This window comes from Nostoc sp. 'Peltigera membranacea cyanobiont' 210A, from assembly GCF_002246015.1.
Taxonomy (GTDB): Bacteria; Cyanobacteriota; Cyanobacteriia; order Cyanobacteriales; family Nostocaceae; genus Nostoc.
Genome location: NZ_NOLJ01000002.1, coordinates 428,271 through 454,474 on the forward strand (window position 1 = coordinate 428,271; position 26,204 = coordinate 454,474).

Annotated in this window: 26 protein-coding genes; 18 read left to right on the top strand and 8 right to left on the bottom strand. The window is 41.0% G+C overall.

Features of this window, described 5'->3' with window-relative positions:
• The first annotated feature begins 22 nt into the window (after window positions 1–22).
• The 3 genes from CDG76_RS06730 (at window position 23) to CDG76_RS06735 (ending at window position 1,568) form a co-directional block, all read left to right on the top strand.
• Entirely contained in the window at window positions 23–712 is a 690-nt protein-coding gene (locus CDG76_RS06730; protein ID WP_094348279.1) for a dCTP deaminase, read from the top strand.
• Between the two features lie 232 nt (window positions 713–944).
• On the top strand, window positions 945–1,076 hold the full coding sequence (locus CDG76_RS38995) for a hypothetical protein (RefSeq protein ID WP_262984310.1): 132 nt from the start codon (window positions 945–947) through the stop codon (window positions 1,074–1,076).
• 45 nt (window positions 1,077–1,121) lie between these two features.
• Window positions 1,122–1,568 carry an XRE family transcriptional regulator gene (locus CDG76_RS06735; protein ID WP_094348280.1) on the top strand — a complete coding sequence of 149 codons (447 nt, stop codon included), beginning with the start codon at window positions 1,122–1,124 and terminating at the stop codon, window positions 1,566–1,568.
• An 89-nt stretch (window positions 1,569–1,657) separates the two neighbouring features.
• Here the strand turns inward: CDG76_RS06735 and CDG76_RS06740 are convergent, their stop codons facing one another.
• On the bottom strand, window positions 1,658–2,194 hold the full coding sequence (locus tag CDG76_RS06740; protein WP_094348281.1) for a P-loop NTPase family protein: 537 nt from the start codon (window positions 2,192–2,194) through the stop codon (window positions 1,658–1,660).
• Window positions 2,195–2,540: 346 nt separating this feature from the next.
• Here CDG76_RS06740 and CDG76_RS06745 point away from each other — a divergent pair, with 346 nt between their 5' ends.
• The 6 genes from CDG76_RS06745 (at window position 2,541) to rnhA (ending at window position 8,265) form a co-directional block, all read left to right on the top strand.
• Entirely contained in the window at window positions 2,541–3,164 is a 624-nt protein-coding gene (locus tag CDG76_RS06745; protein ID WP_094348282.1) for an adenylate kinase family protein, read from the top strand.
• 167 nt (window positions 3,165–3,331) lie between these two features.
• Window positions 3,332–4,075, top strand: coding sequence for a ribonuclease PH (gene rph / locus CDG76_RS06750; protein ID WP_094348283.1), 744 nt, complete (start codon window positions 3,332–3,334; stop codon window positions 4,073–4,075).
• A gap of 265 nt (window positions 4,076–4,340) precedes the next feature.
• The gene (gene pgl, locus CDG76_RS06760) at window positions 4,341–5,063 is read left to right on the top strand and encodes a 6-phosphogluconolactonase (protein WP_094348285.1); all 723 of its coding nucleotides are present in this window, start codon (window positions 4,341–4,343) and stop codon (window positions 5,061–5,063) included.
• A gap of 240 nt (window positions 5,064–5,303) precedes the next feature.
• The gene (locus tag CDG76_RS06765) at window positions 5,304–6,182 is read left to right on the top strand and encodes an FHA domain-containing protein (protein ID WP_094348286.1); all 879 of its coding nucleotides are present in this window, start codon (window positions 5,304–5,306) and stop codon (window positions 6,180–6,182) included.
• A 296-nt stretch (window positions 6,183–6,478) separates the two neighbouring features.
• Entirely contained in the window at window positions 6,479–7,222 is a 744-nt protein-coding gene (locus CDG76_RS06770; RefSeq protein WP_094348287.1) for a M50 family metallopeptidase, read from the top strand.
• A 134-nt stretch (window positions 7,223–7,356) separates the two neighbouring features.
• Window positions 7,357–8,265: a ribonuclease HI gene (gene rnhA, locus CDG76_RS06775; RefSeq protein ID WP_094348288.1), complete on the top strand. Its 909-nt coding sequence runs from the start codon at window positions 7,357–7,359 to the stop codon at window positions 8,263–8,265.
• Window positions 8,266–8,354: 89 nt separating this feature from the next.
• Here rnhA and cruG read toward each other — a convergent pair whose 3' ends face one another.
• Both cruG and cruF read right to left on the bottom strand, forming a co-directional pair.
• Complete coding sequence (cruG, locus tag CDG76_RS06780; protein ID WP_094348289.1) at window positions 8,355–9,578, bottom strand: 2'-O-glycosyltransferase CruG; 1,224 nt, start codon at window positions 9,576–9,578, stop codon at window positions 8,355–8,357.
• A 125-nt stretch (window positions 9,579–9,703) separates the two neighbouring features.
• Window positions 9,704–10,612, bottom strand: a complete 909-nt coding sequence (gene cruF / locus CDG76_RS06785; RefSeq protein WP_094348290.1) for a gamma-carotene 1'-hydroxylase CruF — start codon at window positions 10,610–10,612, stop codon at window positions 9,704–9,706.
• Between the two features lie 384 nt (window positions 10,613–10,996).
• Between cruF and CDG76_RS38185 the strand changes: the two genes are divergently transcribed.
• A complete protein-coding gene (locus CDG76_RS38185) occupies window positions 10,997–11,443 on the top strand; it encodes a hypothetical protein (protein ID WP_094348291.1) in 447 nt (148 codons plus the stop codon).
• Window positions 11,444–11,588: 145 nt separating this feature from the next.
• On the opposite strand, the gene CDG76_RS06795 is transcribed toward CDG76_RS38185, so the two are convergent.
• Window positions 11,589–12,362 carry an MlaE family lipid ABC transporter permease subunit gene (locus tag CDG76_RS06795; protein ID WP_094348292.1) on the bottom strand — a complete coding sequence of 258 codons (774 nt, stop codon included), beginning with the start codon at window positions 12,360–12,362 and terminating at the stop codon, window positions 11,589–11,591.
• A gap of 567 nt (window positions 12,363–12,929) precedes the next feature.
• Here CDG76_RS06795 and CDG76_RS06800 point away from each other — a divergent pair.
• Window positions 12,930–13,226: a hypothetical protein gene (locus CDG76_RS06800; RefSeq protein ID WP_223265165.1), complete on the top strand. Its 297-nt coding sequence runs from the start codon at window positions 12,930–12,932 to the stop codon at window positions 13,224–13,226.
• Window positions 13,227–13,595: 369 nt separating this feature from the next.
• Here the strand turns inward: CDG76_RS06800 and CDG76_RS06805 are convergent, their stop codons facing one another.
• The 3 genes from CDG76_RS06805 to CDG76_RS06815 form a co-directional block, all read right to left on the bottom strand.
• Window positions 13,596–13,862: a hypothetical protein gene (locus CDG76_RS06805; protein ID WP_094348752.1), complete on the bottom strand. Its 267-nt coding sequence runs from the start codon at window positions 13,860–13,862 to the stop codon at window positions 13,596–13,598.
• 245 nt (window positions 13,863–14,107) lie between these two features.
• A complete protein-coding gene (locus tag CDG76_RS06810) occupies window positions 14,108–14,338 on the bottom strand; it encodes a hypothetical protein (RefSeq protein WP_094348293.1) in 231 nt (76 codons plus the stop codon).
• A gap of 224 nt (window positions 14,339–14,562) precedes the next feature.
• Window positions 14,563–14,943, bottom strand: coding sequence for a hypothetical protein (locus tag CDG76_RS06815; protein WP_094348294.1), 381 nt, complete (start codon window positions 14,941–14,943; stop codon window positions 14,563–14,565).
• A gap of 409 nt (window positions 14,944–15,352) precedes the next feature.
• Between CDG76_RS06815 and CDG76_RS06820 the strand changes: the two genes are divergently transcribed.
• The 4 genes from CDG76_RS06820 (at window position 15,353) to CDG76_RS06835 (ending at window position 22,193) form a co-directional block, all read left to right on the top strand.
• Window positions 15,353–18,907, top strand: coding sequence for an NACHT and WD40 repeat domain-containing protein (locus tag CDG76_RS06820; RefSeq protein ID WP_094348295.1), 3,555 nt, complete (start codon window positions 15,353–15,355; stop codon window positions 18,905–18,907).
• Between the two features lie 119 nt (window positions 18,908–19,026).
• Entirely contained in the window at window positions 19,027–19,746 is a 720-nt protein-coding gene (locus tag CDG76_RS06825; RefSeq protein ID WP_223265166.1) for a hypothetical protein, read from the top strand.
• Window positions 19,747–20,273: 527 nt separating this feature from the next.
• On the top strand, window positions 20,274–20,681 hold the full coding sequence (locus CDG76_RS06830) for a hypothetical protein (RefSeq protein WP_190240783.1): 408 nt from the start codon (window positions 20,274–20,276) through the stop codon (window positions 20,679–20,681).
• 84 nt (window positions 20,682–20,765) lie between these two features.
• On the top strand, window positions 20,766–22,193 hold the full coding sequence (locus CDG76_RS06835) for a hypothetical protein (protein WP_094348297.1): 1,428 nt from the start codon (window positions 20,766–20,768) through the stop codon (window positions 22,191–22,193).
• Window positions 22,194–22,622: 429 nt separating this feature from the next.
• On the opposite strand, the gene CDG76_RS06840 is transcribed toward CDG76_RS06835, so the two are convergent.
• Window positions 22,623–23,771 (bottom strand): alanine--glyoxylate aminotransferase family protein, encoded by a 1,149-nt coding sequence (locus CDG76_RS06840; protein WP_094348298.1) that lies wholly within the window; start codon window positions 23,769–23,771, stop codon window positions 22,623–22,625.
• Window positions 23,772–24,426: 655 nt separating this feature from the next.
• Here CDG76_RS06840 and CDG76_RS06845 point away from each other — a divergent pair.
• The 3 genes from CDG76_RS06845 (at window position 24,427) to CDG76_RS06855 (ending at window position 26,112) form a co-directional block, all read left to right on the top strand.
• Window positions 24,427–24,816 (top strand): DUF1499 domain-containing protein, encoded by a 390-nt coding sequence (locus CDG76_RS06845; RefSeq protein ID WP_094348299.1) that lies wholly within the window; start codon window positions 24,427–24,429, stop codon window positions 24,814–24,816.
• A 267-nt stretch (window positions 24,817–25,083) separates the two neighbouring features.
• A complete protein-coding gene (locus CDG76_RS06850; protein WP_094348300.1) occupies window positions 25,084–25,752 on the top strand; it encodes a DUF1345 domain-containing protein in 669 nt (222 codons plus the stop codon).
• Window positions 25,753–25,866: 114 nt separating this feature from the next.
• The gene (locus CDG76_RS06855; protein ID WP_094348301.1) at window positions 25,867–26,112 is read left to right on the top strand and encodes a ChaB family protein; all 246 of its coding nucleotides are present in this window, start codon (window positions 25,867–25,869) and stop codon (window positions 26,110–26,112) included.
• The last annotated feature ends 92 nt before the right edge of the window (window positions 26,113–26,204 follow it).

Here is a 26,204-nt window from a genome sequence, read left to right on the forward strand (position 1 = left end):
TATCAAAACATAATTATTAAGTATGTTGAGTGATACAGATATTAAACAACAAATAGAAGACAGAAAAAATAATCCAACAGAGGGAATATATATAGATCCCTTTGAAGAAAAGTACTTAACCCCTGTTGGTTATGATTTTAGAGTAGGGCTAAAAGGATTCTCTTGGAAAAATAAGCGTGAAATTGATATAGAGAAAGATAAAGAGATTGAGATTGAACCCAACGATACGGTAGTTATTGAAACCCTAGAATCAGTCAGTTTGTCTAAAGAAGTCGGCGCTACCATACATGCAATGGTTTCAAAAGCTGTTCTTTATGGTTTGTCTCATATTTCTACCACAATAGATCCAGGATGGACAGGCAAACTGTTAATTTCAGTAAGTAACTACCGAGATAGCTCTGTAGTACTTCGTTTTAGAGATTCTTTCTGTACAGTTTGCTTTCACAAAATGGAATCTGAATCAAAAGTACCTCTTGGAAGACCTGCTGATAGGGATGATATATGGGGAAGCCTACTAGAGATATCTAGGCAAGAGAAGAAAAAGAAAGAAAAAGAAAATGTTCGCCGCAATATATTAATAATTTCTCTTATTATGATTGTCTTCTTTTGTGGAGCTTTCGTATCCTTAAAAAATCCCGATTTGGGATCTGCACTAGCAGCTTTTATAGCTTTGATAAGCCCTGTTGTGTACGATAGACTCAAATCAAAATAAATTTTTGATTAACTATTAAAACTTAGCTCGACTTTATCCATTTTTGTCGTAACGCGATCGCTTAAGCTGAAACCTTTGTAGGGCAGTAGTTTTACTTTTTTAACTTCATCTATAATCTGTGACGTGGAAAAAGTATTTGCCAAAAAGCTAGGGTTTTTGCCGGATAAAGAAAGCGAGTTCTTAATTTTGGATAAAGTCGAGCTTAGAGGATGTTTGAAAAGTCATCCAACGTATGTTTGACTACTCTGGCTATCAAGAAGTTGAACGAGATAATGAGGGTTATGGGACTTGCGATCGCTTCTCTGAGTTGAATTTAAGGCTCAAGCTGACACTTTTCAAACAACCTCTTAAGTATTTAATCTAAAATAAAACTAAAATTTGGAGAATATAGCTAATTGAATAGTAGAAAATGAATACCACAAAAACACGTATATATATTTCTGGTGCGTTGACAGGTATTGATAACTTAGATAAAATCAAGGCTTTTTATACAGCGATCGGCTCACTTTGCGACGAAATAGGATTTCAGAGTTATGTTCCCCATCTAAACACTGACCCCATAGGTCATCCTAATATCAGCCCTCGTCAAGTTTTTGATACTGACAAGCAGCAAGTTAGCAAATCTAACCTAGTTATTGCCTACATTGGTTATGCCTCGCTAGGTGTAGGGATGGAACTAGCATATGCAGATACGAATGCTATTCCAATTATTTTACTCTACGAAAGAGGTAAAGTAATATCGAGATTCCCTCGTGGTATACCTACTGTATTTTCTGAAATCGAGTTCAAAGACTATAAAGATGCTTTGACTCAACTTGAAAGTGTTTTGAAACAGTGGAGACAACAGCACAAATAAAAATCCTTATCAGCGCCATTCTCCTCCACTTAAATACTACCAGTGGCAACTCACCTTTTGCAGCAACTTATCAATTGGAGATGGATTGTTTAAGGTCGATAACTCCGGCGGATTTCTGTAATTTGATCTGCCACATCAAGAAGAGATTTTGGCATCTCTGGCCCTGTGAGAATGATATCGACGTGGGGAGGGCGTTTTGCCAAAAACGCTAAAACTTCCGTTTCAGGAATTAAACCAAAGTTAATCGCTAAACTTAACTCATCTAAGACTACGAGAGAATACTTACTCGCACACACTACTTGTTGTGTATACTGCCACAGCTTTTGTAAAGCTTGGTTTTCCGTATCGTCTAAATGCGGTGTATCGATACAACGAGGCAAATCACAGCGAATCCAATCTAAATTTTGTCCTAATTGGATGGGTCGATCCTGTCCTTGGCGAATACCTCCTTTGAGGAACTGTACTATTAATACAGCCGTTCCTTGTCCAGCTATTCTCAGTGATTGAGCCATCACGCTCGTAAAAAAGTTGCGATGAGAGCTAGTGAAAACTTGCACTAGTCCTTCAACTGGATATGGTAGGGTTAGGGTTGAATTGATACTTTGACTTTCTAGCTGGGCAACCATAAGGTTAAGTTAAAAAAATACAACAAGTTAAGGGTTATTGCTGGCGGTAATTCTGATAAATTTGCCTGTATAATCAATCTGGTTTTCACAGGTGTGGTGGATTTGGCAAATTGCATTCTTAGTCAAACACTACGTTTGTATTGAAGTCAAGGGTTATTTTGATTTAAATTTTTTTCGTCTTTTATCGGAAATGAGTTGTAAAAATGAAAACATAAGAGTTACAGTCCCAATTATTCAAAAAAGCTAGGCAGAACATCTGAAAATCGCTAAATGTTAGATTTGTCGGTTGTTTGGGCAAAACAGACTTAGCTAGTAGTGAATTTGACAGGATGAGGAGTAAATCGTTGTGAGATTGGTGATTCTGGGAGGTTCAGGATCGGGGAAAAGCACTCAAGCACAAAGGCTTTGCAGATACCTTGATATTCCTCTGATTTCCACAGGTGACATTTTACGGTCAGCAATATCTGGCAATCAGCCCCTGCCGGAATTCCGATGGTTGGAAGCCGATCCTCGGACTTCTCTTTCGGTTTACGCTAGCTTGAGTGAACTAGGCTACCACGCACAACCCTACATCCAAAAAGGGGAGTTAGTTCCAGACGAAATGATCGTTGAATTGATCCGAATACGGCTCAGACAACCAGATATTAACTCCGATTGGGTGTTAGAAGGCTATCCCCGTACTGCTTTCCAAGCTGAAGAATTAGATTTTTTATTGGATGATTTAGGGCAAAAGCTAGATTGGGCAATTTATCTCCAAGTCCCGGAAGCTGTCATGGTTAACCGCTCCTTAGGGCGATCGCTACCAGATGACCAACCGGAAATCGTGCAGCGCCGTGTAGAATTATTCTACGATCGCACCATTCCCATCCTAGAATATTACGACCGTCGTCGCTGCTTGTTGACCATCAACGGCGACCAATCACCAGAGATGGTGCAGCAAAATATTTTGACTCTGCTTTCAGTTCCTTGAAGAGTGCTGAGTGCTGTTAGCGGATAGCTAAGGTTTAGCCCGTGCTGAGTGGGAGAGTTAGGAGTTAGGAAAAATTATTGCCAACGCCCAATGCCCAATGCCCAAAAAGATGATTTACAACACTAAGGTAATCTTAAGGCAGTATTGTAAAACTTGAGGCAATTCCAATGGCTTGGCAGCGTCCTGATGGTCGGATTCCCTACGAACTACGTCCGATTAGCTTTCACCCCAGTTTCACCCGCTTTGCCCCCGGTTCTGTTCTTGCAAGATGCGGTGATACGCAAGTACTTTGTACCGTTAGCGTTAATAAGGGAGTTCCGAAGTTTCTCGAAGGAACTGGTAAAGGCTGGCTAACTGCTGAGTACCGAATGTTACCATCTGCTACCCAAAAACGCCAAGAAAGGGAATTATTGAAATTATCTGGACGGACGCAAGAAATTCAACGTCTAATCGGACGTAGCTTACGCGCAGCAGTGGATTTTGAGGCACTGGGAGAACGCACGCTGACTGTGGATGCTGATGTGTTGCAAGCAGATGCCGGAACTCGGACGACAGCCATTACAGGCTCCTTTGTGGCGTTGGCTCATGCGGTTTCTAAATTATTGCAAGAGGGCGTGTTGGAGCGATCGCCTTTGTGTGGACAGGTAGCAGCAGTTTCCGTAGGATTACTGGAGGGAGAGCCATTTTTGGATCTAAATTATATCGAAGATGTGGCTGCAACAGTAGATTTTAATGTAGTGATGAATCAACATCTGGGAATCATTGAAGTCCAAGGAACAGCCGAAGAAGGCAGCTTTAGCCGCACTCAGTTAGATCAACTGTTAGATGTTGCCCAAAAAGGAATTCAGGAATTGTTAATTGCCCAACGTGAAGCGATCCCTAACTGGGAAGCGTTGTTTGTAATTAATTAGTTTTATTAATTTTTAATAAGAATTAATAAATGTATCCTTTATGGCGTTAATCAACCAAGTATCAAGTAACTGGATGTAAATAAAAATAATCATGACAGTAGTTAGTACGACTGACTACTGAAAACTTACTGTTGAAGGTGATAAGGAGGTCTAAGTTTTTCCAGCTTACTTAATCCACGATGTTAAATGTTTCAAAAGTTAAAAAGGGAGATTGTAATAAGTTCGGTATTGTATTGCTGGAAGCCAGCAATATGATGATGAAACCATGAACAAAACCGTTGAAGTTCTACCGGATCAGCCGGCGCTGGTTGCACGAGCGCTAGAATTAATTTTGTCTAAGTTAGAAACTGCCATTGAGCAGCGGGGGCAGTTTACTATCGCTTTATCTGGCGGCAGTACACCTAAACCGTTATACGAAGCGATCGCTACTCAAAAACTGCCTTGGGATAAAATTCATATATTCTGGGGAGATGAGCGTTACGTACCACCAGATCACCCCGATAGCAATGAACTGATGACGCGTCGTGCGTGGCTAGATCGCGTTGATATTCCAGCGACTAACATTCACCCCGTACCAACTTTAGAAGCCAATCCAGAACTGGCTGCTGCCAAGTATGAACAACATCTCAAAGAATTTTTCAATTCTTCTGGGGTCGAGTTTCCCCCCTTGGATGTAGTATTACTAGGAATGGGTGATGATGCACATACTGCATCTTTGTTTCCCCACACAGAGGCTCTTAAAGTACGCGATCGCCTTGTAACTGTGGGTAATAAAGACGGAAACCCCAGGATAAGTTTCACATACCCCTTCATCAACTCTGCTCGTAGCGTGATTTTTCTGGTTGCTGGTGCGAATAAACGACCAGCTTTAGCGCAAGTCTTTGCACCTGTAGCCGATGACTTTACTTACCCATCCCGCTTAATTCAGCCCCAAGGAGAACTTTGGTGGCTGCTGGATGCGGCAGCAGGTTTGGAACTTCAACATTAAATAATGGGGAATTGGGGATTGGGGAGTGAGCAATAATCAATAGTTTTTCTTCCCCTGCTTCCCCTGCTTCCCCTGCTTCCCCTGCTCCCCCTGCCTCCCCTGCTCCCTCATCCTTTTCCCCGCATAAGAGTGTCTTCATTGTTCCATTAGCAGTAATTGCTAGAATCTAAAGCTAGGGCCGCCCTCTGCTTGCCAGTCCTAACTATATTTATGATGATCTTGAACAAAGGCTAAATATCGATGATCGTCTGCCCTAATTGCAATCATCCCAATCCTGATGGCGCTGTCCAGTGTGAAGCTTGCTATACACCATTACCTGCGACTACTAATTGTCCCAGTTGTGGGGCAACTGTGCAGGCAGATGCTGCATTCTGCGGTCAGTGTGGCTACAACCTTCACTCCGCAGGAGTTCCACACGTTCATCCCGCAGTAGCTACAACAGTCACTCCCGATATTCCCGTGGAAGTGCCAGCGTTAGTTCCACCCGATCCATTGTTAGAACTTTTACAACCAGATGCTTTGGGAATGAGCGGTTCTACTAACTCCCATCCTCCCGAATCATCTTTACCACCAACAGAGATGGCAGTTCCCCCAGAACCTACGCCACAGATGCCTGTTGCAGAAAGCAGCCCTCCAGAATCTGTGTCAACCGTTGTAGCTCAACCCGTAGTGTCTGGACAAAGTAGTATTCCGACTCCACCTCCTGTGGAACCAGCACCAGCCTCTGAAGCCGAAGTAGAAGAGCCAGCACCAGCACCAACTGCAACTGTTGCCAGAACGCAATTGCAGCAGGTTACAGCCCGGTTACTCCACATTCAAAGCGATCGCTTAATTGAATTGCCGCAAAATTTCTCTGTGATTCATATCGGCAAGCCCAATGACCGGATTCCTCCTGATATAGATGTTTCAGGATTTCCCAATTCCGAAATTGTCTCGCGGATTCATGCAGATATTCGCGTCGAGGGAGATGCCCATTATGTAGAGGATGTGGGAAGTTCTAATGGCACTTACGTTAATAATTTGCCACTTTTACCAGGGAACCGTCATCGCTTGCGACCAGGCGATCGCATTAGCTTGGGTAAAGGAGACTTGATGACATTCCTCTTTCAACTTGCTTAACTGATTCTTGCTAAATTGTGACATCAGTCTAAGTTTTTTCTGCCCATCCTCCGGCATCCATTTTGGAGGAGAAACAAATGAACTGCATCAGACAAGCGACGGATAACTATGTCGTTCTTGATAGCGCCATAGTTATCCGTCGCTTTGATGTGCGAATTGTTGCATTGTCTAGCAACTCCATTACCTGAATAATTACACTAGGATGGATGGAAATACACTGCCAATTTTAGATTTTGAATTTTTCAGAAAATCTAAAATCTAAAATCTAAAATCCAAAATCCAAAATTGAGTGACCTATGAGGGAATCAAGTAAAAATTTTGAAACCTTGCTCACCAAAGAAGCCCCGCCAGTTGTTGAACGTATGGGGCTTACCTGGCTAGTTGCAGCAGCGATCGCAACTGCTTTATTGTGGCAAGTACCAGGAGGGGATTATATCTTATACCCATTTACAATTCTGGCAACTTGGTTTCATGAAATGGGTCATGGCTTAATGGCACTGGTATTAGGGGGACAGTTTCAGAAGTTGCAGATTTTTAGCAATGGTTCCGGTGTCGCAACTTATGGCATCCGGTCGTCATTGGGGCCAATTGGCCCGGCAATAATCGCCGCAGCTGGGCCAATGGGGCCACCTCTTGCCGGTGCAGCTTTAATTCTGGCTTCCCGCAGTTTTACAGCAGCAACCCTCTGTTTGAAAATTTTAGGAGGTTTTTTGCTGTTGTCCACATTAATTTGGGTGCGTTCCTGGTTTGGATTGGTGGCAATTCCCTTACTGGGTTTAATAATCTTAGGTATTTCCCTGAAAGCACCTCGCTGGGCGCAAGGGTTTGTCATTCAATTTTTGGGTGTACAAGCTTGTGTAAGTACGTACCATCAACTTGATTATCTATTTAGTAGTTCTGCTGGCCCCCTTGGTGCATCTGATACAGCGCAAATGCAGCGATATTTGCTTTTACCTTACTGGTTTTGGGGTGGGTTAATGGCGATCGCATCTCTGGTGATTTTAATCCAAAGTCTCCGCGTTGCTTATCGTTCGGAGTAATCAGTAAGAGTGAGTAAGAGGCAGCATCAAAGCGATTTCAGAACTAAAATAAAAATTTATCAGTATAATAACCTGGATATTGTTAAAAAATTTGCCGCTAATAACTCTTGCCTTCGCGGTTCGATACTCTAAGCATGTCCACCCAACCCACAATTCAAAGCATATACACCGATGGTGCTTGCACTGGTAATCCTGGCCCTGGCGGTTGGGGTGTTGTCGTCTACTTCAGTGACGGCTCAATCCACGAAATGGGCGATGCATCTCCTCATACCACTAATAATAAAATGGAGATGCAAGCTGCGATCGCCGCCCTGCAATTTCTGCAAACATCTCAACAAGCCCAACCCATCACCCTTCATACCGATAGTGAATACCTGATTAACTGCGTTACCAAATGGGTGAAAGGTTGGAAAAATAAAGGCTGGAAAAAGTCAGATGGTAAACCCGTCCAAAACCAAGACCTTTTAGAAATCCTAGATGAACTCAATACCCAACAAGTAAAATGGCAACACGTCCGGGGACATTCTGGTAACATAGGTAACGAACGCTGTGATGCGATCGCTCGCACTTATGCTAGTGGCAAAACCCCTTCCCTACAACAATTATCTTCCACAGATTTTTATAAATCTTTACCTTCCAAAAATGAACTAAATGTAGCAAAAGTAGCTGATTATGAAAAAAACTCTAGAATAACTAACCAAAGTCCGCAAGAAATCAGTACTTCTGCACCAGAAATAACCGTTATGGAACCATCAACCGGGCCAACTGCGGCCGCAACCGATGAAAAACCATCAGAAATGAGGGTTTCGCAACTCCGCAGCTTGGTCGAAACTCTGCGTATAGCTGACGAAATTTCCGAAAAAGGCTACTTAATCACCAGTTCTGAGTTAGCAGACTTGATGGATGTCCACGCCAGCGCTGTCACCAGTCGTGGAGATCAATGGCGCTGGCGAAACTGGATAGTGTCACGGGTACGCCGTGAAGGAAATCAAATTCTTTGGGAATTGGAACGCGGGGATCAAATAGGAGGTGAAGAGGATTAGGGAGCAGGGGAGGCAGGGGAGGCAGGGGGAGAAGAATTAATAACCAATGCCCAATGCCCAATGCCCAATGCCCAATGCCCAATCCTCTACTATATATACTTGCGTCCTCGCCACTCGCGCGGGGTGCGGAACGCAGATAAGAAGATTCGTAGCACAGCTAAGGGATCAGCCAAAGGGGAAAGCCAGAACAACCAGCCGCCTTTAGCGCTTGTGCGATCGTAAGAAGGTGCGATCGCTATTAGCATAGCAAAGCGAATTACCAACAGGAATAAATTCAGTCCCAGCAGCAGGAGTAGGGGAGTGGGTAGAGACGCGATTAATCGCGTCTGTAGCAAGTAGGAGAGTGGGGGAGAAATCAACAAGTAAGTGAGGACAATTAAAAGCGGTAGACCCTGAACAGATGTGAGTAGCCATAAATCTCCCCACAACTGAGAACGAGAAGTTGCATCTTTGAGATCGAGACTCCGCCCCCATTCTTTCCACGTCTCCATCGCCCCTTCATACATGCGTACCTTCAAGACTTTTGCGCCATCTAAAAAGCCCACCTTATACCCTTGGATAGCAATATTGCGTGCCAAGGTGACATCATCACAAAAAGAACCACTCGCACTGCTATAACCACCTACAGCAGCTAAAACGGAGCGACGACACAAAAAACACTGCCCATTTGCCATTACCCGTTCTGGTTGCTCTGTATTGATCCCCGCTGGGTCAAATCGGTAAAGCAAAGTCATCAACAAAGCAGGTTGTAGCCAGCACTCCCCAGGATATTTGAGGACGAACTGGGGTGAAAGGGAAACCAGATCATAGCCTTGTGCTTCGGCCGTCTTCACCAAACCAGCAACTAAACCAGGATGGGGTTGGATATCAGCATCCAGCCCCAGAAACCACTGACTAGCCTCGGAGCTATATAGAAAACCGTTATGCAACGCCCAAGGACGCCCCACCCAACCAGAGGGTAAGGGATCATCTGTCATCAGGCGAAAACGCGGGTCTTTCTGCTGTAAGGCTTTTACCAAGTCGGGAGTACCATCACTGGACTTACTGTCTACAACCATAATTTCCCGAACTTCATAGCTTTGCTGACTTAAACCAGCCAACAGAGGGCTAATGCGAAGCGCTTCGTTCAGTGTGGGAACAACGATGCTAACCCTACCCAAAAGCTCAGGTGTCGGCTGTTGGGGTTCTATTGGAGGATGGCGTCTTGGCCCCTTTAACAGGCGCGAAAACAGAATCGCCGTTGCTGGTACTTGGATAAGTAGCAAGAAAAGGGAGATAGCGCTTTCTACTATCAAAGCGTTGTCATTTGTCATTGGGAATTGGGCATTGGGTATGGGGCATTGGGCATTGGGTATTGGGTATGGGGTATGGGTTATTCTCCTTGTTTCCCCAGTCCCCAGTCCCCAGTCCCCAATCCCCAGTCCCTAACTTTTAGGACTTATTTCAAGGCAACTTCAACCTTTGCTACTGATACTTCTTTGGTTACTGGTTCAACAGTAACTTGAGCCAGTGTGGTTGAACTCCTTGACCACAGCACCGCAGCCGGAATCACACCTAGCAATAAGCCAAGTAACACAGGAATAAAAAACCCAGCGGCCAAGCTGAGTCCAGCAGCGAATACAAAGTTAGTTAAATAAACGACTAAGGGCAGATTGAGTTGCGATCGCTCTAATTTAATCGAGGTATTTCTCCACAATAATCCTGCCACACTCATAAACAGGGCGCTAGTACCAAACCAACCTATATAGTTCTGGTAAGGTGTTCCAAAGAAAGCTCCTGGTTGTTCCCAATACCAGAAGGGCAGAGAAGTTTGACTCATAGCCGGTTCAAGAGCAAAGTCCCAGCAGGTGAAGAGCAAAGCACCAACGGCTATTGCAGCAATATGGCGACCCCAACTGGGTTTTTGAGCCACTTTCAAACCAGTTCTCGCAATTAAGTAAGACGACAGCCCAACATAAAACCAAGATAAAGGAATTGTGAAAGGAACTAGCCCGCCAATCTTATAACCCAAGCCACTCAAGTAGCTATAATCACCAAATGGAAACCCTGTACTAGTTCCCAGTAGTTCACTCCCCAAAGAGATAAACATCGCTGGTAGCATAAATGCTAGCCAAGTTCCTAATCCCAACGTCCGGTAGGCATAAATAGAGACAGCTACTGTCCCTAAGATGATATCAACTACACCGCCGCCAGCCATACTTAACTGTACGGCAGTTTCTCCTACCTGCGATAAGTTGAAAATTATTTCAGCATTAGGTACTACCAGTAGCATCCCTACCAGTCCAAAGGCTTTTGACGCGATATGACCAATGAGGCATACGCGTTCAGCAATAATAAGTTGTTTCATGATAATTCCTTAACAAGATGTGACACGCGGCTACTCGGCTGCTAACAGTTTACAAATCTTTAACTACTTTGTACCGCAATTCTCGACAAACTTGTTTGGCTTTCTTGTGAACAGCATAAAAGTCTATTGATTGAAGCTATAAAATATGATGCTAAACTTATTAGTTTAAGCCATATATTCAAAATCTACATAATTTTATCTGTAAGAACTTCTGGTTTCTTGTCTCACTGATACCCGTATCGGAAAAAACTCCTTTGATACTGGGATATCCTTAAGGAAGGACAATCATCATAAACTGAGCAAGTCCTCAAGCAAAATAAAGTCTTGAGTTACTACACTTATTTATGTGATAAAACCTTAATGCTGTACTAGAAATATAAACCCATGTCAATTTTGAAAAGAGTTCCTTGGGTATCCTTGGCACTAGTACTGCTGAGTTACAGTACTTTGGGCTGGGTAATATCAGAAACACGTGCTCCTATATTTGTGTGGGTGGCAACTGTAATTGCTATCTTGCTTTTAATCATAACGTTGACCGCTCCTTGGCCGAAGATGACATATTACTACAGTCTTTTTCTTCAATCAAATACTAGGGCTTTCGGCGTTGCCGTCTTAGCAGCTTTCTTATTCTTTATTATGATTGCCTGGTTTCGGGTATTTCTTGATACTTTACTCATCATTTCAGCGACTATATTAGTCAGGATAGACTTTCAAAGAGCAGGTCTTAGGGAAGGGTTAGCTTTTTCGACTACCTCTATCTTTTCATTGGGAGGTTTAGCTTTGGGTGCGCTAATCTACAAGTTCATATATTCCCAAATTCCGTTAACGTGATGAAGTATATCCGAAAAAGCAAGCCATGACTGGGTTGGTTTGTGCCAATGCTTTAGAAGCAGTATTATTTACCCACAACTTTCTTTGTAGCTCAAATTCCCAACTTATTAAAAAGTCGGGAATTTTGTTCAATACTTACTTGGGTTCAAAATGCAGGCTGTTCAAACAGCAGTAGAGATAGGAAAAAATCCATAATAAAAATTGATACCCAACTAGTAACAACTGCTTTTGTTGCCGATTCTCCTACTTCCTTTGCTCCCCCTCTAGTAGTTAAACCCCAACTACAGCCAATGACAGCAACCAGCACTCCAAAAATAAACCCTTTTAGCAAAATAATAAACAAATCTGACGGTTCTAAAAAATTTCTGACTGATTCTAAAAATGTTTCGGGAATAATTTGGTAGAACTTTGATGCGGCAAAAACTCCGCCAATGATGCCTGTAACTAAAGCCAAAATCGTCATCAAAGGCACCATCAAACAACAAGCAATTACTCTAGGAAGTACTAAATAATCAATTGGATCGGTTTTGAGCATATAAAGTGCATCAATTTGCTCGGTAACTCGCATTGCACCTATTTCTGCTGCAAAAGCAGAACCTACTTGTCCCGCCATAATACTAGCGGTCAAAATTGGAGCTAATTCTCTACAAAAAGCTAAGGCAAAAGCACCTCCCACTGCATCAACAGCACCAAATCGCGCTAATTCCCTCGCCGTTTGAATAGTAAAAATCATTCCTGCAAAACCGCTGACAAGGAGAACTGGAGAGATAGAACCTGGCCCAGCGGTAACAAGATGTTGTAAAATCTTGCGATAGTAGGTTTTCCCTTGGAGTAAATGTAGCCACACTTGACCAAAGAGCAGTATTGCTGCAAAACAGCGTGTAATCCCAGATTGCTCAAATTTTGTTTTTGGTTGCAATTTTATCGTCCTTACGACTGACTTTTTTTGCACATTTGTTGTTATATCAATTTTCTAAAATAAGACTACAGATACAAATAGTGGGAACCCAGCTAGATGTAATCTGACTTTCTCAATTAAATAGACGCACTAAGTGCAGCTTGCCGCAGGATATTACGAATTGGTATTAGGGTATGGTACATGAACAGACGCACTAGTACCGCAAGGCGGAATTTAAAATTTAAAATTTAAAATTCAAAATTTAAAATGAATACAGTGTAAGCGTTTCATTGATTTGGAATAGGTGGTTTATGTAAGCCGTGTTGTACTAGATGTTTACCCTCAAAGTAGAGGAGGTGTTTGGGCATGGTTCAATTGAGCTTAGTAAACTTTAGCGGAAAATAGCACATAAAGCATTGTGAGCTTTTTTGCTGCTGCTCTCATGCTTTGTGTGCATGTGGAGTAGCAATCTCTCGTCCGTCAAACTAGGAAAAGTAATTGAATCAACTCAAAGGGTTGAAAAATTTAATAATATTTCCAAATAATGTTAAACAATTTTTTATGAGCAGGATTAAATACATAATATTTATGTTGCTATTAATACTACCTTTCTGCGTGGTACATCCGGCTTTTGCATCTGTATGCCGCAATTACGTTGTCTACAACGGTCTACGCCACCAGATTTGCATTCTCAGTATCAGCCGAAGTGCCAAAAATTATTGGGAATACAGGGCAATTGTTAGCGTAGATGGCATAAAAAGACCTACAGAAGTTTACAATTGTCGCGAACGAGTCAAAGTTCAACAAGCTGGGACTGTTTTGCCCTTTGAGCAAAAAGGCCCTGGTGAGATGATATGCAGCTTTTTTAATTCTTCTCGGCGGTAAACACGCGCCAGATAATGAAGACGGTAAAACCTAGATAGGTGAATACTGTTAGCCATTCTTGCCAGCTACCAAATCCATTGTTCATCAGCAAAAGCCGGAAAATTAATATTTATCAATCCTACACGCTGATGCTACCAGTAGGTTGCTGTATTTTGGGAGATCAAAGAAGACTAGTCAAAAATTCTTAGCTAATTTTCCGGAATGGGTAACAATGGCGTGGTAGTAAATATCAGAGCATCGATATTATACTGAACCTCTATAACTAACCTTCGGGGAATATATCCCCATTGTTTTCCCTCAAAAACCCGGTCATGAAGACCGGGTTTTGATTTTGCTTCTATTTTAAGTTTTGTTAACTAGTTCCGATATTCATTTAGGCTTGTCTTGACTATCATTACATTTTGCACTATCTAAGCTGTCTGGGATTTCTGAATCATCTAAATTTTTAGACTTATTAATATTTTCTTGGGACTTAGTTGTGCCAAAAAAATAAACAACTGCAATTTTTACAATATCAAAGTATGCAGGGCGATTACTCTGATCAACAATTGCCAAGGAAAGTGAACCTGCTACTAAAATCACTAATATAGGATGAAATTGTTCTTGTCCAGAAAAATTGTTGTATTTTTTTGTCATCCTTACTTTCGTCTCCCATTTATAATTTATTGGTTGCACAAAATTCATGTATTAGCTTGGTAAAATCTTCTAGCAGATTCTCAATACTGCTAGGTATAATTAGAGACGAAATTTTTACGGCTCTAAAAAGCTTTGCAAAGGAATTCAGACTTTCACACTGATAGCAATATTGTTCATTTAGAGTGAGCGAGGATATTAGTTGAGAATGATGTGAGATGTGAAAGTCGAATATTAGTTGTGAGATGTTAACGAACAGATTCAAAGATTACTGTCGTCAATATTAAGCAAAGAAGAATCAGCCCACACCGGAAAATAACCCAATATAAAACAAAGGGTAGTAGACTCATCGCAATATGTGAACTTCCAAAAATAGCTGACAGAAGGTAAGCGATCGCTAGACCAAATAATCCCAACGCAAAATATTTAATAAACCGGGAAGTCAAACGAAATAAAAAGCTGTGACGATTCGTATCCATATTTTCCTCCTGATAGATTAATAAAAAACAACAGGGTTGATGTGGCACTGTTTAGCACCATATCAACCCTGCTGTAGTCTTTTTCTAGACTCTCTTGGGCTGGAAAACTATTCACTTGTTAACCTCAATAACGAAAACAATTTTCTACTGTTTCTCTGAAGCTTGAGGTGAAATCAGTGGCTTTTGGTAATTACTTAGAATAATCAACAAAAAAACAACCAAACTTAGTCAATATCCAACAATTCAGATACCATCCAGCCGAATATCGGCGCGGTATTTCCCCTCTTGCATTTAGAAAAGTCTAGGCTGAGTAGTCCAAACCCATTCTTTAACAATCCCCTCAATCCCACTCGAAAGCGATCGCGATAGATAGATACTTGACTTTGCCTATCTGTCGGTAACTCCTCTAAATACCTATTTAGATCCGCATGAACGCAACGAAAAGAACCTCGAAAAGAGATGACACGCACTTCAAACTCATCGGTTCCGATCTTGCGGATACTCACTTCAATCATTCCATCCTTGCAAGTGTGACAAGCAAGAATGTCTTTCTCAAGTAAGTCAAATAATTCCTGAGCAGAATTTGAAACGTCAGGTGTTGGCATAGTGTGGGGTACCTCAGTGCTAGTTACTTCAGCTATCCTCGCGATTCACACCTAATTTGTTATCGATTCTACATTTACTTTATTAATCTTGTCAACAAGTTGATAGGTAGAAATTGACAACTTGATAATTTAGAGTATATTTTAGTAGTGTCTTGTCAATGCACTTTTCTGCAAGATGCTAGGCGATGTCCACGACGGGCTACGCCAACGCGCGAGACTGGAGACTGGGAAACTCGATAAATTTATCGGGTTTGTGGTTGAGTCCAATACAGACCTAACCCCCAACCCTTTCCCTACTAGTGTTGGGGAGTAAGAATAAAAAGAGAAGATTTGGGTATAAAGCAGTAAAAATATATCTCACATCTACCTCACATATCGATAAATAGTTTTGGCTGGAGAAATTTATTTCATGACGGAAATTCCTGAAAGTTTCTTGAGAGCGGTTACAGCCGAACACAATGTATCTGAGGCTGAGGTAAGTGCCTTACTTCTAGCTTTAGCTGGCCAAACGGCAGAATCTATTGCCACCACTCTCAAAATTAGTGCCGCAGCAGTGCGAAAGCGGCTTGGTTCGATTTACCAAAAATTTGACATTGCTGGGAGTACTCCTGGGAAATTAGAAGTAATCAGGAGTATCTTCCAGGAAAGATATCAGTTATCAACAGTAGTTAATACCTCATCCTGTTATGATTTTGGTGAAGCGCCTGATGTCCCCGTTTTCTTTGGGCGTGAGTCGGAGTTAGAGGTTTTAGAGCAATGGGTAAATAAAGATCGTTCCCGACTGGTGGGAATATTTGGGATGGGGGGAATTGGCAAAACAGCGCTATCTATCAAACTGGCACAGAAAATTCAGGAACAGTTTGAATATGTTATCTGGCGATCGCTACGTCATGCACCCTCCGTTAAGGAGATTTTTGCAGACCTGATTGAGTTTTTCTCTAAAAAGAATGAGCCTAAAGAAGTAGGAATTTCGCAATTGATTGCCTATTTGCGGAAACATCGCTGTTTATTGGTACTAGATAATGTCGAGTCAGTCCTACTTGGAGGTGATTATGTTGGTCAATATCGAGAAGGATATGAAGAATATGGAGAATTTTTCCGGCAAGTTGGGGAAGTACCTCATCAAAGCTGTTTAGTCTTAACCAGTCGTGAAAGTCCCAAAGAAATTATCACCTTAGAAGGAAACAATCTTAAAGTTAAATCCTTGCAGCTAAGTGGGTTAGAAAACATCGCTGCAAAAAACATATTTGTCGGCAAAGGTGATTTTTTGGCTTCCGAGAAAGACTGGAATAAGTTAATTAATCAATATGCAGGTAATCCTTTAGCTTTAAAAATCGTTTGTAATACGATTCAAGAAGTTTTTGGTAGCAATATATCAGAGTTCATTAGTTGTGATATTTCCGTGCTGTTTGGAGATATCCGTAATCTATTAGAACAGCAGTTTAATAGGTTATCAAGTTTAGAAAAAGAAATCCTATACTGGTTAGGAATTAATTGCAAACCTACTTCATTTGTAGAATTACAAGCAGATATTATTTCAACGACATCACAACCACAATTGATTGAAGCTTTAGAATCATTGCGACGGCGATCGCTAATTTTTAACGAGAAGGGTTTGGCGAAATTCATGCTCCAAGCTGTAGTGATGGAATATATAATTAGCCGATTTGTTGACCAGGTTTGTGAAGAAATTATTTCCGAGATTAATCTAGAAAATATTTTCTTATTAAAGAGCCATGCCTTACTCAAAGCGCGAACCGAAGGAAAGGTTAGAAATGCCCAAATTCGTTTAATTTTGGAACCAGTTGTTGAAAAGCTAATTAATAAATTTGGTAATAAAGATCGGATTAAAGAACATCTATTAAAAATTATAGAATTGCTGCAAGTAAACACTCCTTTGACATCAGGGTATGCTGGCGGAAATATTATTAACCTCCTTTGCCATCTGGAAATTGATTTAAATGGATGTGACTTTTCCAATTTAAAAATATGGCAAGCATACCTAATAAGTGTGAAATTACATAATGTCGATTTCGCTAATTCTGACTTATCTAAGTCTGTATTTACAGGAATATTTGATAGTATTTTATCAGTGGCATTTAACCCTGTAAATGGAGAAATTGTTGCTACAGGTGATGCTGATGGTCGAATTAGTTTTTGGCAAGCTACTTATGGTGAGAAACTATTTCATTGGAAAGCACATGATAATTGGGTAAGAACTGTTGCCTTTAGCCCCGATGGTAAAACTTTAGTTAGTTGTAGTGATGACCATACTGTAAAACTTTGGGATGTTGCTAGCCAAAAACTCCTCATGACTTTTGAAGAACATACTAACTGGGTCAGGTCTGTTGTCTTCAGTCCTGATGGCAAAATTGTCGCCAGTGCTAGTAGCGATAAAACTATTATACTCTGGGATCTGGATACCCAAAAATGTTGGAAAATTTTCAAGGGACACAGTAACTTTGTTCGTTCTGTTGCCTTTAGTCCTGATGGAAAAATACTCGCCAGTGGTAGTGCTGACCAAACTGTAAAATTGTGGGATATAAAAACAGGTAAATGTTTGAAAACTCTTGAAGGACATACTAAATTAGTCCAGTCTGTAGTTTTTAGTTCTGATGGAGAAATACTTGTCAGTTGTAGCGACGACAAAACCTTAAAACTCTGGGATGTTCAAACAGGAAAGTTATTAAAAACTTTAGAAGGACACACCAATCTGATCCATTCTATAGCCTTGAGTCCCATCCCCTCTTCACAAGGAGGAGAAATAATTGCCAGTAGTAGCGATGACAAAACTGTGAAACTCTGGGATATTAAAACGGGGAAATTATTAAAAACTTTAGAAGGACACACTAATTCTATTCTGTCTGTTGCATTTAGTCCTGATGGGAAAACACTTGCGAGTGGTGGCTATGACAAAACCGTTCGGTTCTGGGACATTGAGACTCATCAATGTATCCAAATATTGCAGGGATACACCAATTGGGTACACGATTTAGCCTTGAGTCCAGATGGGAAGATAATTGCTAGTAGCAATGATGATAAAACCGTTAGGCTGTGGGATGTTCAGACTGAGGAATGTATTAGTACTTTAGAAGGACACGCTGGCCGCCTTTGGTCTGTTGCTTTTAGTCCGTTAGCTGGGGGACTATTAGCTAGTGGTGGTGATGACCAAACCATCCGCTTTTGGGATACTCTGAGTGGACAGTGCGTGAAAGTTTTGGAAAATAGCGATCGCATCCGCTCTATTGCTTTTAGTCATGATGGTCAAATTCTGGCTAGTAGCAGTATTGACTGCAACATCAAACTCTGGAACATTCGGACTGGCCAATGCTTTGAAACATTAGAGGGGCATACAAATTGGGTGCAATCTGTCAGTTTTAGCCCTGATGGTGAAATTCTCGCCAGTGGAAGTGACGATCAAACACTGCGGCTATGGAATGTTCATACAGGGGAATGTATTCGGATTTTAGAAGCGCATACTATGCGAATCTGGTCTGTTGCTTTTAGCCCGATTCTCCCTTCACAAGGGCAATTTGGAAGGTTATTAGCTAGTGGCGGTAATGACAAAACAGTACATTTGTGGGATGTTCAGACTGGCGAATGTTGCAAAACTTTAGTCAATAACGATTGGATACGTTCTGTTGCTTTTAGTCCTGATGGTAAGATTCTTGGCTGTGCTTGTGTTAATCATACTGTAGAAATTTGGGATGTTGACACAGGTCAACGTCTGAAGATTTTACAAGGACATAATAACTGGGTTCTTTCTGTTACCTTCAGTCCAGATGGAACTTTGTTTAGCGGTTCCCAGGATGGAACTATTAAGCAATGGAATGTCACAACTGGAGAGTGTATCAAAACCCTCATGCCAAAAAGACCTTATGAGGGAATGAATATCAAAGGTGTTTTTGGTTTAGGGGAAGAACAAAAAAATACACTTAAAGAATTGGGTGCTATTGAAAATTAATTAGTTAATTAAAAATCATGCTCTTGAATTGCAATTTTTAAAAATTGTAGTAGTTTCTTATTGTCCAAAGTCCAATAATTTCTGGAGATATTGTTGTTATGAAAATCAAAGAGTCTTTTATGAATAAACTTCAATTTATTTCGCTTTCGATTTTAGGTGTTGTTGTTGCTGTATTTCTTTCATCATTCAACCCTGCATATCCTAATATTTCACCTGCTGATATTTCAATTATTCAACCTGTAAAAGCTGCTAATAAAGTAGCTTTTGACTTACGCAATTTTGTTGATAATTTGCCAGAAGGTCAAGTTGCTCATAACATCCCTTCTACTATGATTTTACAAGAATCTTATTCTGTAAAAGTAAATATAGCTAAAGGTATATCTGCTGATATTGCAAGAGACTTTAGTTCTGAAGTAGAAGTTCAAAGTTTAAAAGTTCATACTTTAATGAAAATCGATTTGGTCGGGAATAATTTTGAAATTCAACCTGTAGCTGAGCAAAATCAGATTATAGATAACTCAGGTATAGCACAATGGGAATGGAATATTATCCCTAAGGGAATCGGTAAAAAAGAGTTATATATAATAATATATGCACGGATCAAATTGCCAGATGGGAGCCAAGAAAATCACCGATTAAAAACGATTAAAAAATCTGTAAATGTGATAACTAATCTTCAAGTTTTTGTAAGTCAAAACAGTAAATGGTTTTTTGAAATGGTTATTCCTCTATTTCTAGCTATCATTATCACTGCAAGTAATTTCAATCGTTTGAAACAATGTATAGTTTCTATCTTTAATTATTTTAGAGGTGGTGGTTCTGGTGGTTCCACACCTTAAAACCTCTAGTAATAAACCAGGGTTAGTGCTTCTCAAAAGAATACGGTTCAGTTAAGCCTAAAACCCTTTGCCAAAGTTAATTTTTTTAACGTAGACGCGGAGCGGCTTGCCGTAGGCTACTACAGAAGCACAGAGGGCATTGAGAGAATAAAGAAATGCTTAACTTAAGATCGCAACTCAATCCCCATCCAGCCGGACAGGCACATAATATTCCCACTTTAGATGGAAAACAATTACCAGGAATTCAACATAAATAGGACTTACGCATTGACATAAAAGCAAAAATGACAGGTAGAGTTTTCAAGGCTTCTATCTAGGTTTTTCAATCATATTTTGGCGATCGCCAGCAATCAAAAGCAACCTCCAAAAGCCTAGAACAACGTATTTACGTTAATACACAAGATAGTTATTTTGTACAGTGCGTAAGTCCTAATAAATATCCCGAAACAGTCTTAATTTTTCCGACAGCAGATCAAACTTGTCACGCATATTGCACATTTTGCTTCCGTTGGCCCCAGGTTGTGAAAATGGACGGAATGAAATTTGCTACTCGTGAATCAGGACTTTTTCAAAACTATATGTTTATGGAACGAGATACTGGAGCAAAACATTATTTTGAATTGCCAATTATTCGAGCTTGGGAAATTTATCAAACAGCAATACAAAAAGTATCTGGATTAGCTCGTACTGCTCGCGGCCCAGTTATGTCAGCATTACCGGGTAAAGTTGCAGTGGATGGCATAACTGAGATTTATGGCGAGAAAGTATTTGTACTTTCTTTTTTGCAAGGACGCGATCCCGATTGGTGTAAACGTCCTTTTTTTGCACGTTATGACGAGAAAGCAACCTGGTTAACTGATTTAGTTCCAGCTATGGGAGAAAAGGAATTTTTTTATGAGAATAAATTACAGGAAATTCTGAAAATACAAAGTTGAATTGGAGAATAATTTATACCTCTTTCCAGAAACTTTTAAGAGATTTTATCAGTCTGGTTCTCCAACTTCTGCAAAAATTAACCAATGTCATCTTCTGCTCAAGGTATTCCCGGATTACCTGATTTGACGCATCCAATTGAGCTTGTTCAATTTGGAACCCAGGCGCTCAAAGCTTCACTGTTATTGGTATTTTTGATCGTAGCTTTAGGAGTTGCGATCGCACTCATCAGTTTTTCTCTCCGTCGCAGCCAGCCGGAACAATTTATATTCATTGGCGAATGGGCTGTTCGTTATTCCCAACTTTTACAGGGATTACAGCATTTAACTCTGGTATTAGTTTTGTTAATACCTGGATTTTTTCTCTGTTCAACTTTGAGCAATCGTTATCACTACTGGGAACAAACAAAGGTGGCTCAAGTAGCTGAAAGTGTCGCAGGTGAAAAGCTCGAACAATCTGCCCCGCAAGTTCGTTACACTACCCAGGAGCCATATTCCTATACCACGCAAGCCAATGGCAAAATAGTCAAAGTCAATGATACGCGAGAAATCAACCGCTTCTTAACGCTGGGGGGTTCGCAAATTCAAGTTAAGCTAGACCAAAGCGTAGATGTTCCAGGTCGCAGTTCAATTTATCGCGTGGAATACACTGCTGATTATAAAGTAGTTAACCAACTCAAGGATATTAATAATTTCTTTTTTGAAGCATCGCCACCTAACGGCTACACACTTCTTGCTGGCTACAAAGTAGAGCGTAACGGTACTAGGCTACAACAAACCAATCCGGGAGATTATGGCTTTCCCTTCCAGCTGCAACCAGGAGAAGAAACCACCTTTAGAGTCACCTATCAGGCTCAAGGCGGGCCTCGCTGGGTTTACAGCGCCGCAGGACAGTTGCTTTCTAATTTTCGCCTCACAGCAATTGCCAACTTTGCTCCGGCTGATTTTGCTAGTGGTGTTGTACCGAATGAGATTAAAGTTAATGGACGCAGTACGCAATTTACTTGGAAATTTGACGATAATGTTTCAGTCAAAAATCCATTTGGAGTGTTTACTAACACTGACCCCATTCGTCATACTGGCATCATTCCCCGGCTTTTATTACTAGCACCGGCAATATTTTTGTGGTGGATATTGTTGTTATATTTGTCACTGCCAATGAGTTTTAGAAATATTGCGATCGCTGGTTGTATTTTCTTTGCTTGTCTGTTGACTTTGACCTATCTAGCTCGCGTTATCAATGCTCAGTTGGCTTGGACTTTAATTTCCGTCATCTTACTAATTTTAACGTGGGGATTGGGAGCTAGCCGCAGTGCTTCCCTGGCTGCGATCGTCGCCACTATTGCTGGAGCAGTGCTACCAATTTTTGGATTATTAGTACCGTTTAGCGGACTAACCCTTAGTTTAGCGGGTTTGCTTTCAGCCGTTTGGCTAGCAGTTCGTCACTGGTATGGCTGGTACAGTTTGCACCCAGAAGATCAAAAATTGCAGACTCAAAAAAATGCTAAAGATTAGATGATTCCGCTATGATTAGCGAAGTTTTAGCGTGGGGCATTTATGGATAACGATTTACTCGCTTTCTTTGCGGCTGCTGGGTTACTCATTCTTTATCTTATCTTCTCAGCTTTAACTGAAATGGGGACTAAATTGCCTTGGAAGAAATAAGCTGATGGGCTAAAAAGTTTATACTTCTAAACCTCATTAGGCTTGGAAAAAAAAGGTAAACATCCTTTATGCTTGGTTAATATTTATTGTTCGAGAGAGTTCCAAATGCGCGATCCACAAAATAACCACATTAAAGTTGAGCCGGCAACCCTGGTTTTGATTGTATCTGTCTTAATACTCTTGCCTCTGCTGGTTGTTGGTTTTTTCTCGCAGTAAAGTTAGCGCGATGCTCTTTTTATCAGGTGCGTTAAGCTACTGTTAACGCACCATATATCAAAACTACTTAGGTAAAACCTGCCGTAGTGCTGCTAAAAGTTGGTCAACGCTTTCTTTTCGACTATTAAAGCCCATCAATCCCACGCGCCAAACAAGACCCGCGAGTTCGCCAAGACCACCGCCAATTTCAATATTATGTTCATTGAGTAACTGCCGAGCGATCGCTTTTCCATCTACCCCTTCTGGAATGCGGACAGTGGTAAGTGTTGGCAGTCTATACTCTTGCTCAACGTGCATACTCAGTCCTAAATTCTCTAAACCTTCCCAGAGATATTCTACGTTCTTTTGATGCCGCTGCCAGGAATTTGCTAATCCCTCTTCTGCAAGCAAACGTAGTGCTTCCCGCAATGCATAGTATAAGTTAATGGGTGCTGTGTGGTGATAGGTGCGTTCAGCGCCCCAATACTTGCCTAGCAACAACATATCTAAATACCAGTTTGCAACTTTCGTTTGCCGCTGTTGCAATTTCTCAACGGCACGCGTACTCATTGTAAAGGGAGAAGCACCAGGCGAGCAACCTAACCCTTTTTGGCTACAACTATAAGCTAGGTCAACTCCCCAAGCATCCAAAAATAAGGGGACGCCGCCCAAACTTGTCACCGTATCCACTAATAACAAAGTGCCAAATTCACGACATAAATCAGCGACTCCTTCCAACGGTTGACGTGCGCCCGTGGAAGTTTCGGCATGAACTAGAGCTAAGATAGCTGGACGATGAGTTTTTAAGGCAGTTTGGAGTTCATCCAAGTTGAAAACTTGTCCCCAAGGTTTGGTAATGGTTCGCACATCAGCGCCATAACGTCCAGCCATATCCACAAGGCGATTACCAAAGTAACCAGCTACACCAATTAAAACTACATCACCGGGTTCTACAGCATTGGCGATGGTTGCTTCCATTGCAGCTGTTCCTGTACCACTGACTGCAATGGTAAGTGAGTTTTCTGTTTGCCATACGTAGCGTAGCAACGACTGAATTTCATCCATGAGTGCGAGAAAAGCTGGGTCAAGATGCCCAACGGGTGAAGTATTCATCGCTTGGAGTACTGTGGGGTGGGCATTAGATGGCCCTGGCCCCAACAGCAGACGGGATGGGATTTCTAGCGGCGTGAGTTGCAAGCGCCCGGAGTCGTTAATTGAAATTGTTTGCGTCATAAATCTCTCTTCATTTAGACGATACTTACCGGATCATATAGGAATCCGATTTGATTCCTGAACTTACTTGTATAGGGAGGGAACAGGAAATCTGGAAATAGAGCATTGCAGCACAGTGGTATGAATTGAGGCAAGCAGGGGAAACTGGGGAAAATTTTGGACGTTGCTAAATCATCCCGCAAATGCGTAACGCCGGGATATAGATGTGTACTGAGTTTTTTTATCAAAAGTTTCAGCTACTTTCTATGCCCAAAATTTCTAAATCTTCGTTAATTTGAGTATCGCCTAGTCTGAAGTGACTCGTATAGATGTAATATAGCCTGTAAGCTTTATTGAGCAATGAGTACAGGCTTTTTGATGAAAAAGTCAAAGATGAGTCATAAAGAGCGATCGCATTACCGATGGGGAGCAACGCGAAAAAGTGAGATCCTCGTGAAAAGAGCAGGGGAGGTAGGGGGAGCAGGGGGAGCTGCTCCCCCTACCTCCCCTGCTCACAAAATCGCATTGCTCCCTTACCGATGTTTTAGTTAATCTCTCATTTGCCAGAAGATGCGATGTCTGACGACAAGCCGCTTTGCGTCTACGCAGCAAAGTATTACAGTGATTCAAACAAATATGTGAGAGTATATTTATTCACTTACCCGGACACATAATTATGGTTTTTGCTGGCAAACGACCAAATAATTTAGGTATTAGCAACGGGAAATTAGCATCCTGCCCTAATTCCCCTAACTGCGTTTCTAGTCAGAGTCCAGATGCATCTCACCAAATTGCACCACTGACTTTTACATCTACTCCAGAAGAAGCAATTACTAATCTTAAACAGATTATTGAGTCTTTACCAAGAACCAAAATCATTACCGAAAGCCAAGATTATTTATATGCAGAATTTAAAAGTGCTTTACTGGGATTTGTGGATGATGTAGAATTTTATCTAGACCGGAATGCTAATGTTATCCATGTGCGTTCAGCTTCACGTTTAGGTCAGAGCGATTTGGGTGTTAATCGTCAACGAATAGAGACGATTAGAGCCAAGTTCAATTAATTTGTAATTGAACTAAGGATTGGAGATTAAAGACTGGGATAAGTAAGTAGTTGGGCAAAATTAATTACACAATGTGATTACGAGTGAGACATTCGCAGATTATTGGATTGATTCACTGAGTTTACAATGGTTGTAAATATTTTTGTCCATCTACTTATGTGGATTCAGACCACAGTAAAATCTGGAATGACGATTGTGAAATGTGGTGTGATATTTCACCGAAAATTATGAATTACGAATTAGTTAAACTCTGCGATCGCAATATTTGTGAAACTTAATTTATTTAAAGATTTTGACTCCCGACCCCGACTGATAGTTGCTATCGGACTCGCTGTATTAGTTTTAGTAATCCTGCCGGATTCTCTGCACTTACCTACTCGCATTCTCTGCGCTTGGAACTCCGGTATTGACTTTTTCTTAGCTATAACTTGGTGGAAAATGACCAAGGCTAACCCAGAAAAAATTCGCCGTTATGCTGAGAGTGAATATGAAGGACATTTGGCTATATTTCTGCTGGTGATTGCTGCGGCTTGTGCCAGTGTTTTAGCTATTGGGTTTTTATTAACTGATAAAAAAGGGTTGTCAACAATTCTGCTTACCCTACATGTCATACTTTCAATTATGACCATTGTCGGTTCCTGGTTACTAGTGCATACGATGTTTGCAGTGCAATATGCACACAGCTATTACAAATATATTAATCGTAATCATAGTCAAGAAATCATCGGAGGTTTAGATTTTCCTCATAACGACTATCCAGACTACTGGGAATTTTTATATTATTCATTTGTAGTCGGCATGACCAGTCAAGTTTCAGATGTGCAGACAACATCATCCGATATGAGACGCTTGACTCTGTTACATGGCATATTATCCTTCTTTTTCAATACCACAATTTTAGCTATGAGTATTAATATTATTGCATCGCTGATTTAAAAATTGTTTGACTCAGCCAAAAGTATGATTATTTGGTTCTCTACTTAGAGAAAGAGGAAATTAGATTACCACTTGTTTAGGATGAACTTAAGTTGAGATAATCGAAGTGAGTTCATGCCTTATAACAAAATAGATGAATTATCTGAAGAAATCAAAGGACAACTGCCTGAACACGCACAACAAATTTTCGTTGCGGCATTTAATGCTGCTCAAAGTGATGCTTTGAGTGAAGAGGGTGCGCTTGATATTGCTTGGAATAGTGTAAAAAATGAATACGAACCAGGCAATGATGGCAAATGGCAGAGAAAGCCCGAAGATACTGCGATACATAATAAATCTGTTGTATCTGGCGGAAACTAAGTAAATTTCACCTGTGGATAACTATCTGATTTCAAGGGTCTTATAAGGGTATAAGGGGAATTTCATTCTTAGAAAGCAGAAATGAAATTTCC

Excerpts from the sequence above, each read along its gene's own strand:
- CDG76_RS06730 (WP_094348279.1), top strand. The coding sequence starts at position 23 with ATGTTGAGTGATACAGATATTAAACAACAAATAGAAGACAGAAAAAAT.
- CDG76_RS38995 (WP_262984310.1), top strand. The coding sequence starts at position 945 with ATGTTTGACTACTCTGGCTATCAAGAAGTTGAACGAGATAATGAGGGT.
- CDG76_RS06735 (WP_094348280.1), top strand. The coding sequence starts at position 1,122 with ATGAATACCACAAAAACACGTATATATATTTCTGGTGCGTTGACAGGT.
- CDG76_RS06740 (WP_094348281.1), bottom strand. The coding sequence starts at position 2,194 with ATGGTTGCCCAGCTAGAAAGTCAAAGTATCAATTCAACCCTAACCCTA.
- rph (WP_094348283.1), top strand. The coding sequence starts at position 3,332 with ATGGCTTGGCAGCGTCCTGATGGTCGGATTCCCTACGAACTACGTCCG.
- pgl (WP_094348285.1), top strand. The coding sequence starts at position 4,341 with ATGAACAAAACCGTTGAAGTTCTACCGGATCAGCCGGCGCTGGTTGCA.
- CDG76_RS06765 (WP_094348286.1), top strand. The coding sequence starts at position 5,304 with ATGATCGTCTGCCCTAATTGCAATCATCCCAATCCTGATGGCGCTGTC.
- CDG76_RS06770 (WP_094348287.1), top strand. The coding sequence starts at position 6,479 with ATGAGGGAATCAAGTAAAAATTTTGAAACCTTGCTCACCAAAGAAGCC.
- rnhA (WP_094348288.1), top strand. The coding sequence starts at position 7,357 with ATGTCCACCCAACCCACAATTCAAAGCATATACACCGATGGTGCTTGC.
- cruG (WP_094348289.1), bottom strand. The coding sequence starts at position 9,578 with ATGACAAATGACAACGCTTTGATAGTAGAAAGCGCTATCTCCCTTTTC.
- cruF (WP_094348290.1), bottom strand. The coding sequence starts at position 10,612 with ATGAAACAACTTATTATTGCTGAACGCGTATGCCTCATTGGTCATATC.
- CDG76_RS38185 (WP_094348291.1), top strand. The coding sequence starts at position 10,997 with ATGTCAATTTTGAAAAGAGTTCCTTGGGTATCCTTGGCACTAGTACTG.
- CDG76_RS06800 (WP_223265165.1), top strand. The coding sequence starts at position 12,930 with ATGTTGCTATTAATACTACCTTTCTGCGTGGTACATCCGGCTTTTGCA.
- CDG76_RS06805 (WP_094348752.1), bottom strand. The coding sequence starts at position 13,862 with ATGACAAAAAAATACAACAATTTTTCTGGACAAGAACAATTTCATCCT.
- CDG76_RS06810 (WP_094348293.1), bottom strand. The coding sequence starts at position 14,338 with ATGGATACGAATCGTCACAGCTTTTTATTTCGTTTGACTTCCCGGTTT.
- CDG76_RS06815 (WP_094348294.1), bottom strand. The coding sequence starts at position 14,943 with ATGCCAACACCTGACGTTTCAAATTCTGCTCAGGAATTATTTGACTTA.
- CDG76_RS06820 (WP_094348295.1), top strand. The coding sequence starts at position 15,353 with ATGACGGAAATTCCTGAAAGTTTCTTGAGAGCGGTTACAGCCGAACAC.
- CDG76_RS06825 (WP_223265166.1), top strand. The coding sequence starts at position 19,027 with ATGAATAAACTTCAATTTATTTCGCTTTCGATTTTAGGTGTTGTTGTT.
- CDG76_RS06830 (WP_190240783.1), top strand. The coding sequence starts at position 20,274 with ATGGACGGAATGAAATTTGCTACTCGTGAATCAGGACTTTTTCAAAAC.
- CDG76_RS06835 (WP_094348297.1), top strand. The coding sequence starts at position 20,766 with ATGTCATCTTCTGCTCAAGGTATTCCCGGATTACCTGATTTGACGCAT.
- CDG76_RS06840 (WP_094348298.1), bottom strand. The coding sequence starts at position 23,771 with ATGACGCAAACAATTTCAATTAACGACTCCGGGCGCTTGCAACTCACG.
- CDG76_RS06845 (WP_094348299.1), top strand. The coding sequence starts at position 24,427 with ATGGTTTTTGCTGGCAAACGACCAAATAATTTAGGTATTAGCAACGGG.
- CDG76_RS06855 (WP_094348301.1), top strand. The coding sequence starts at position 25,867 with ATGCCTTATAACAAAATAGATGAATTATCTGAAGAAATCAAAGGACAA.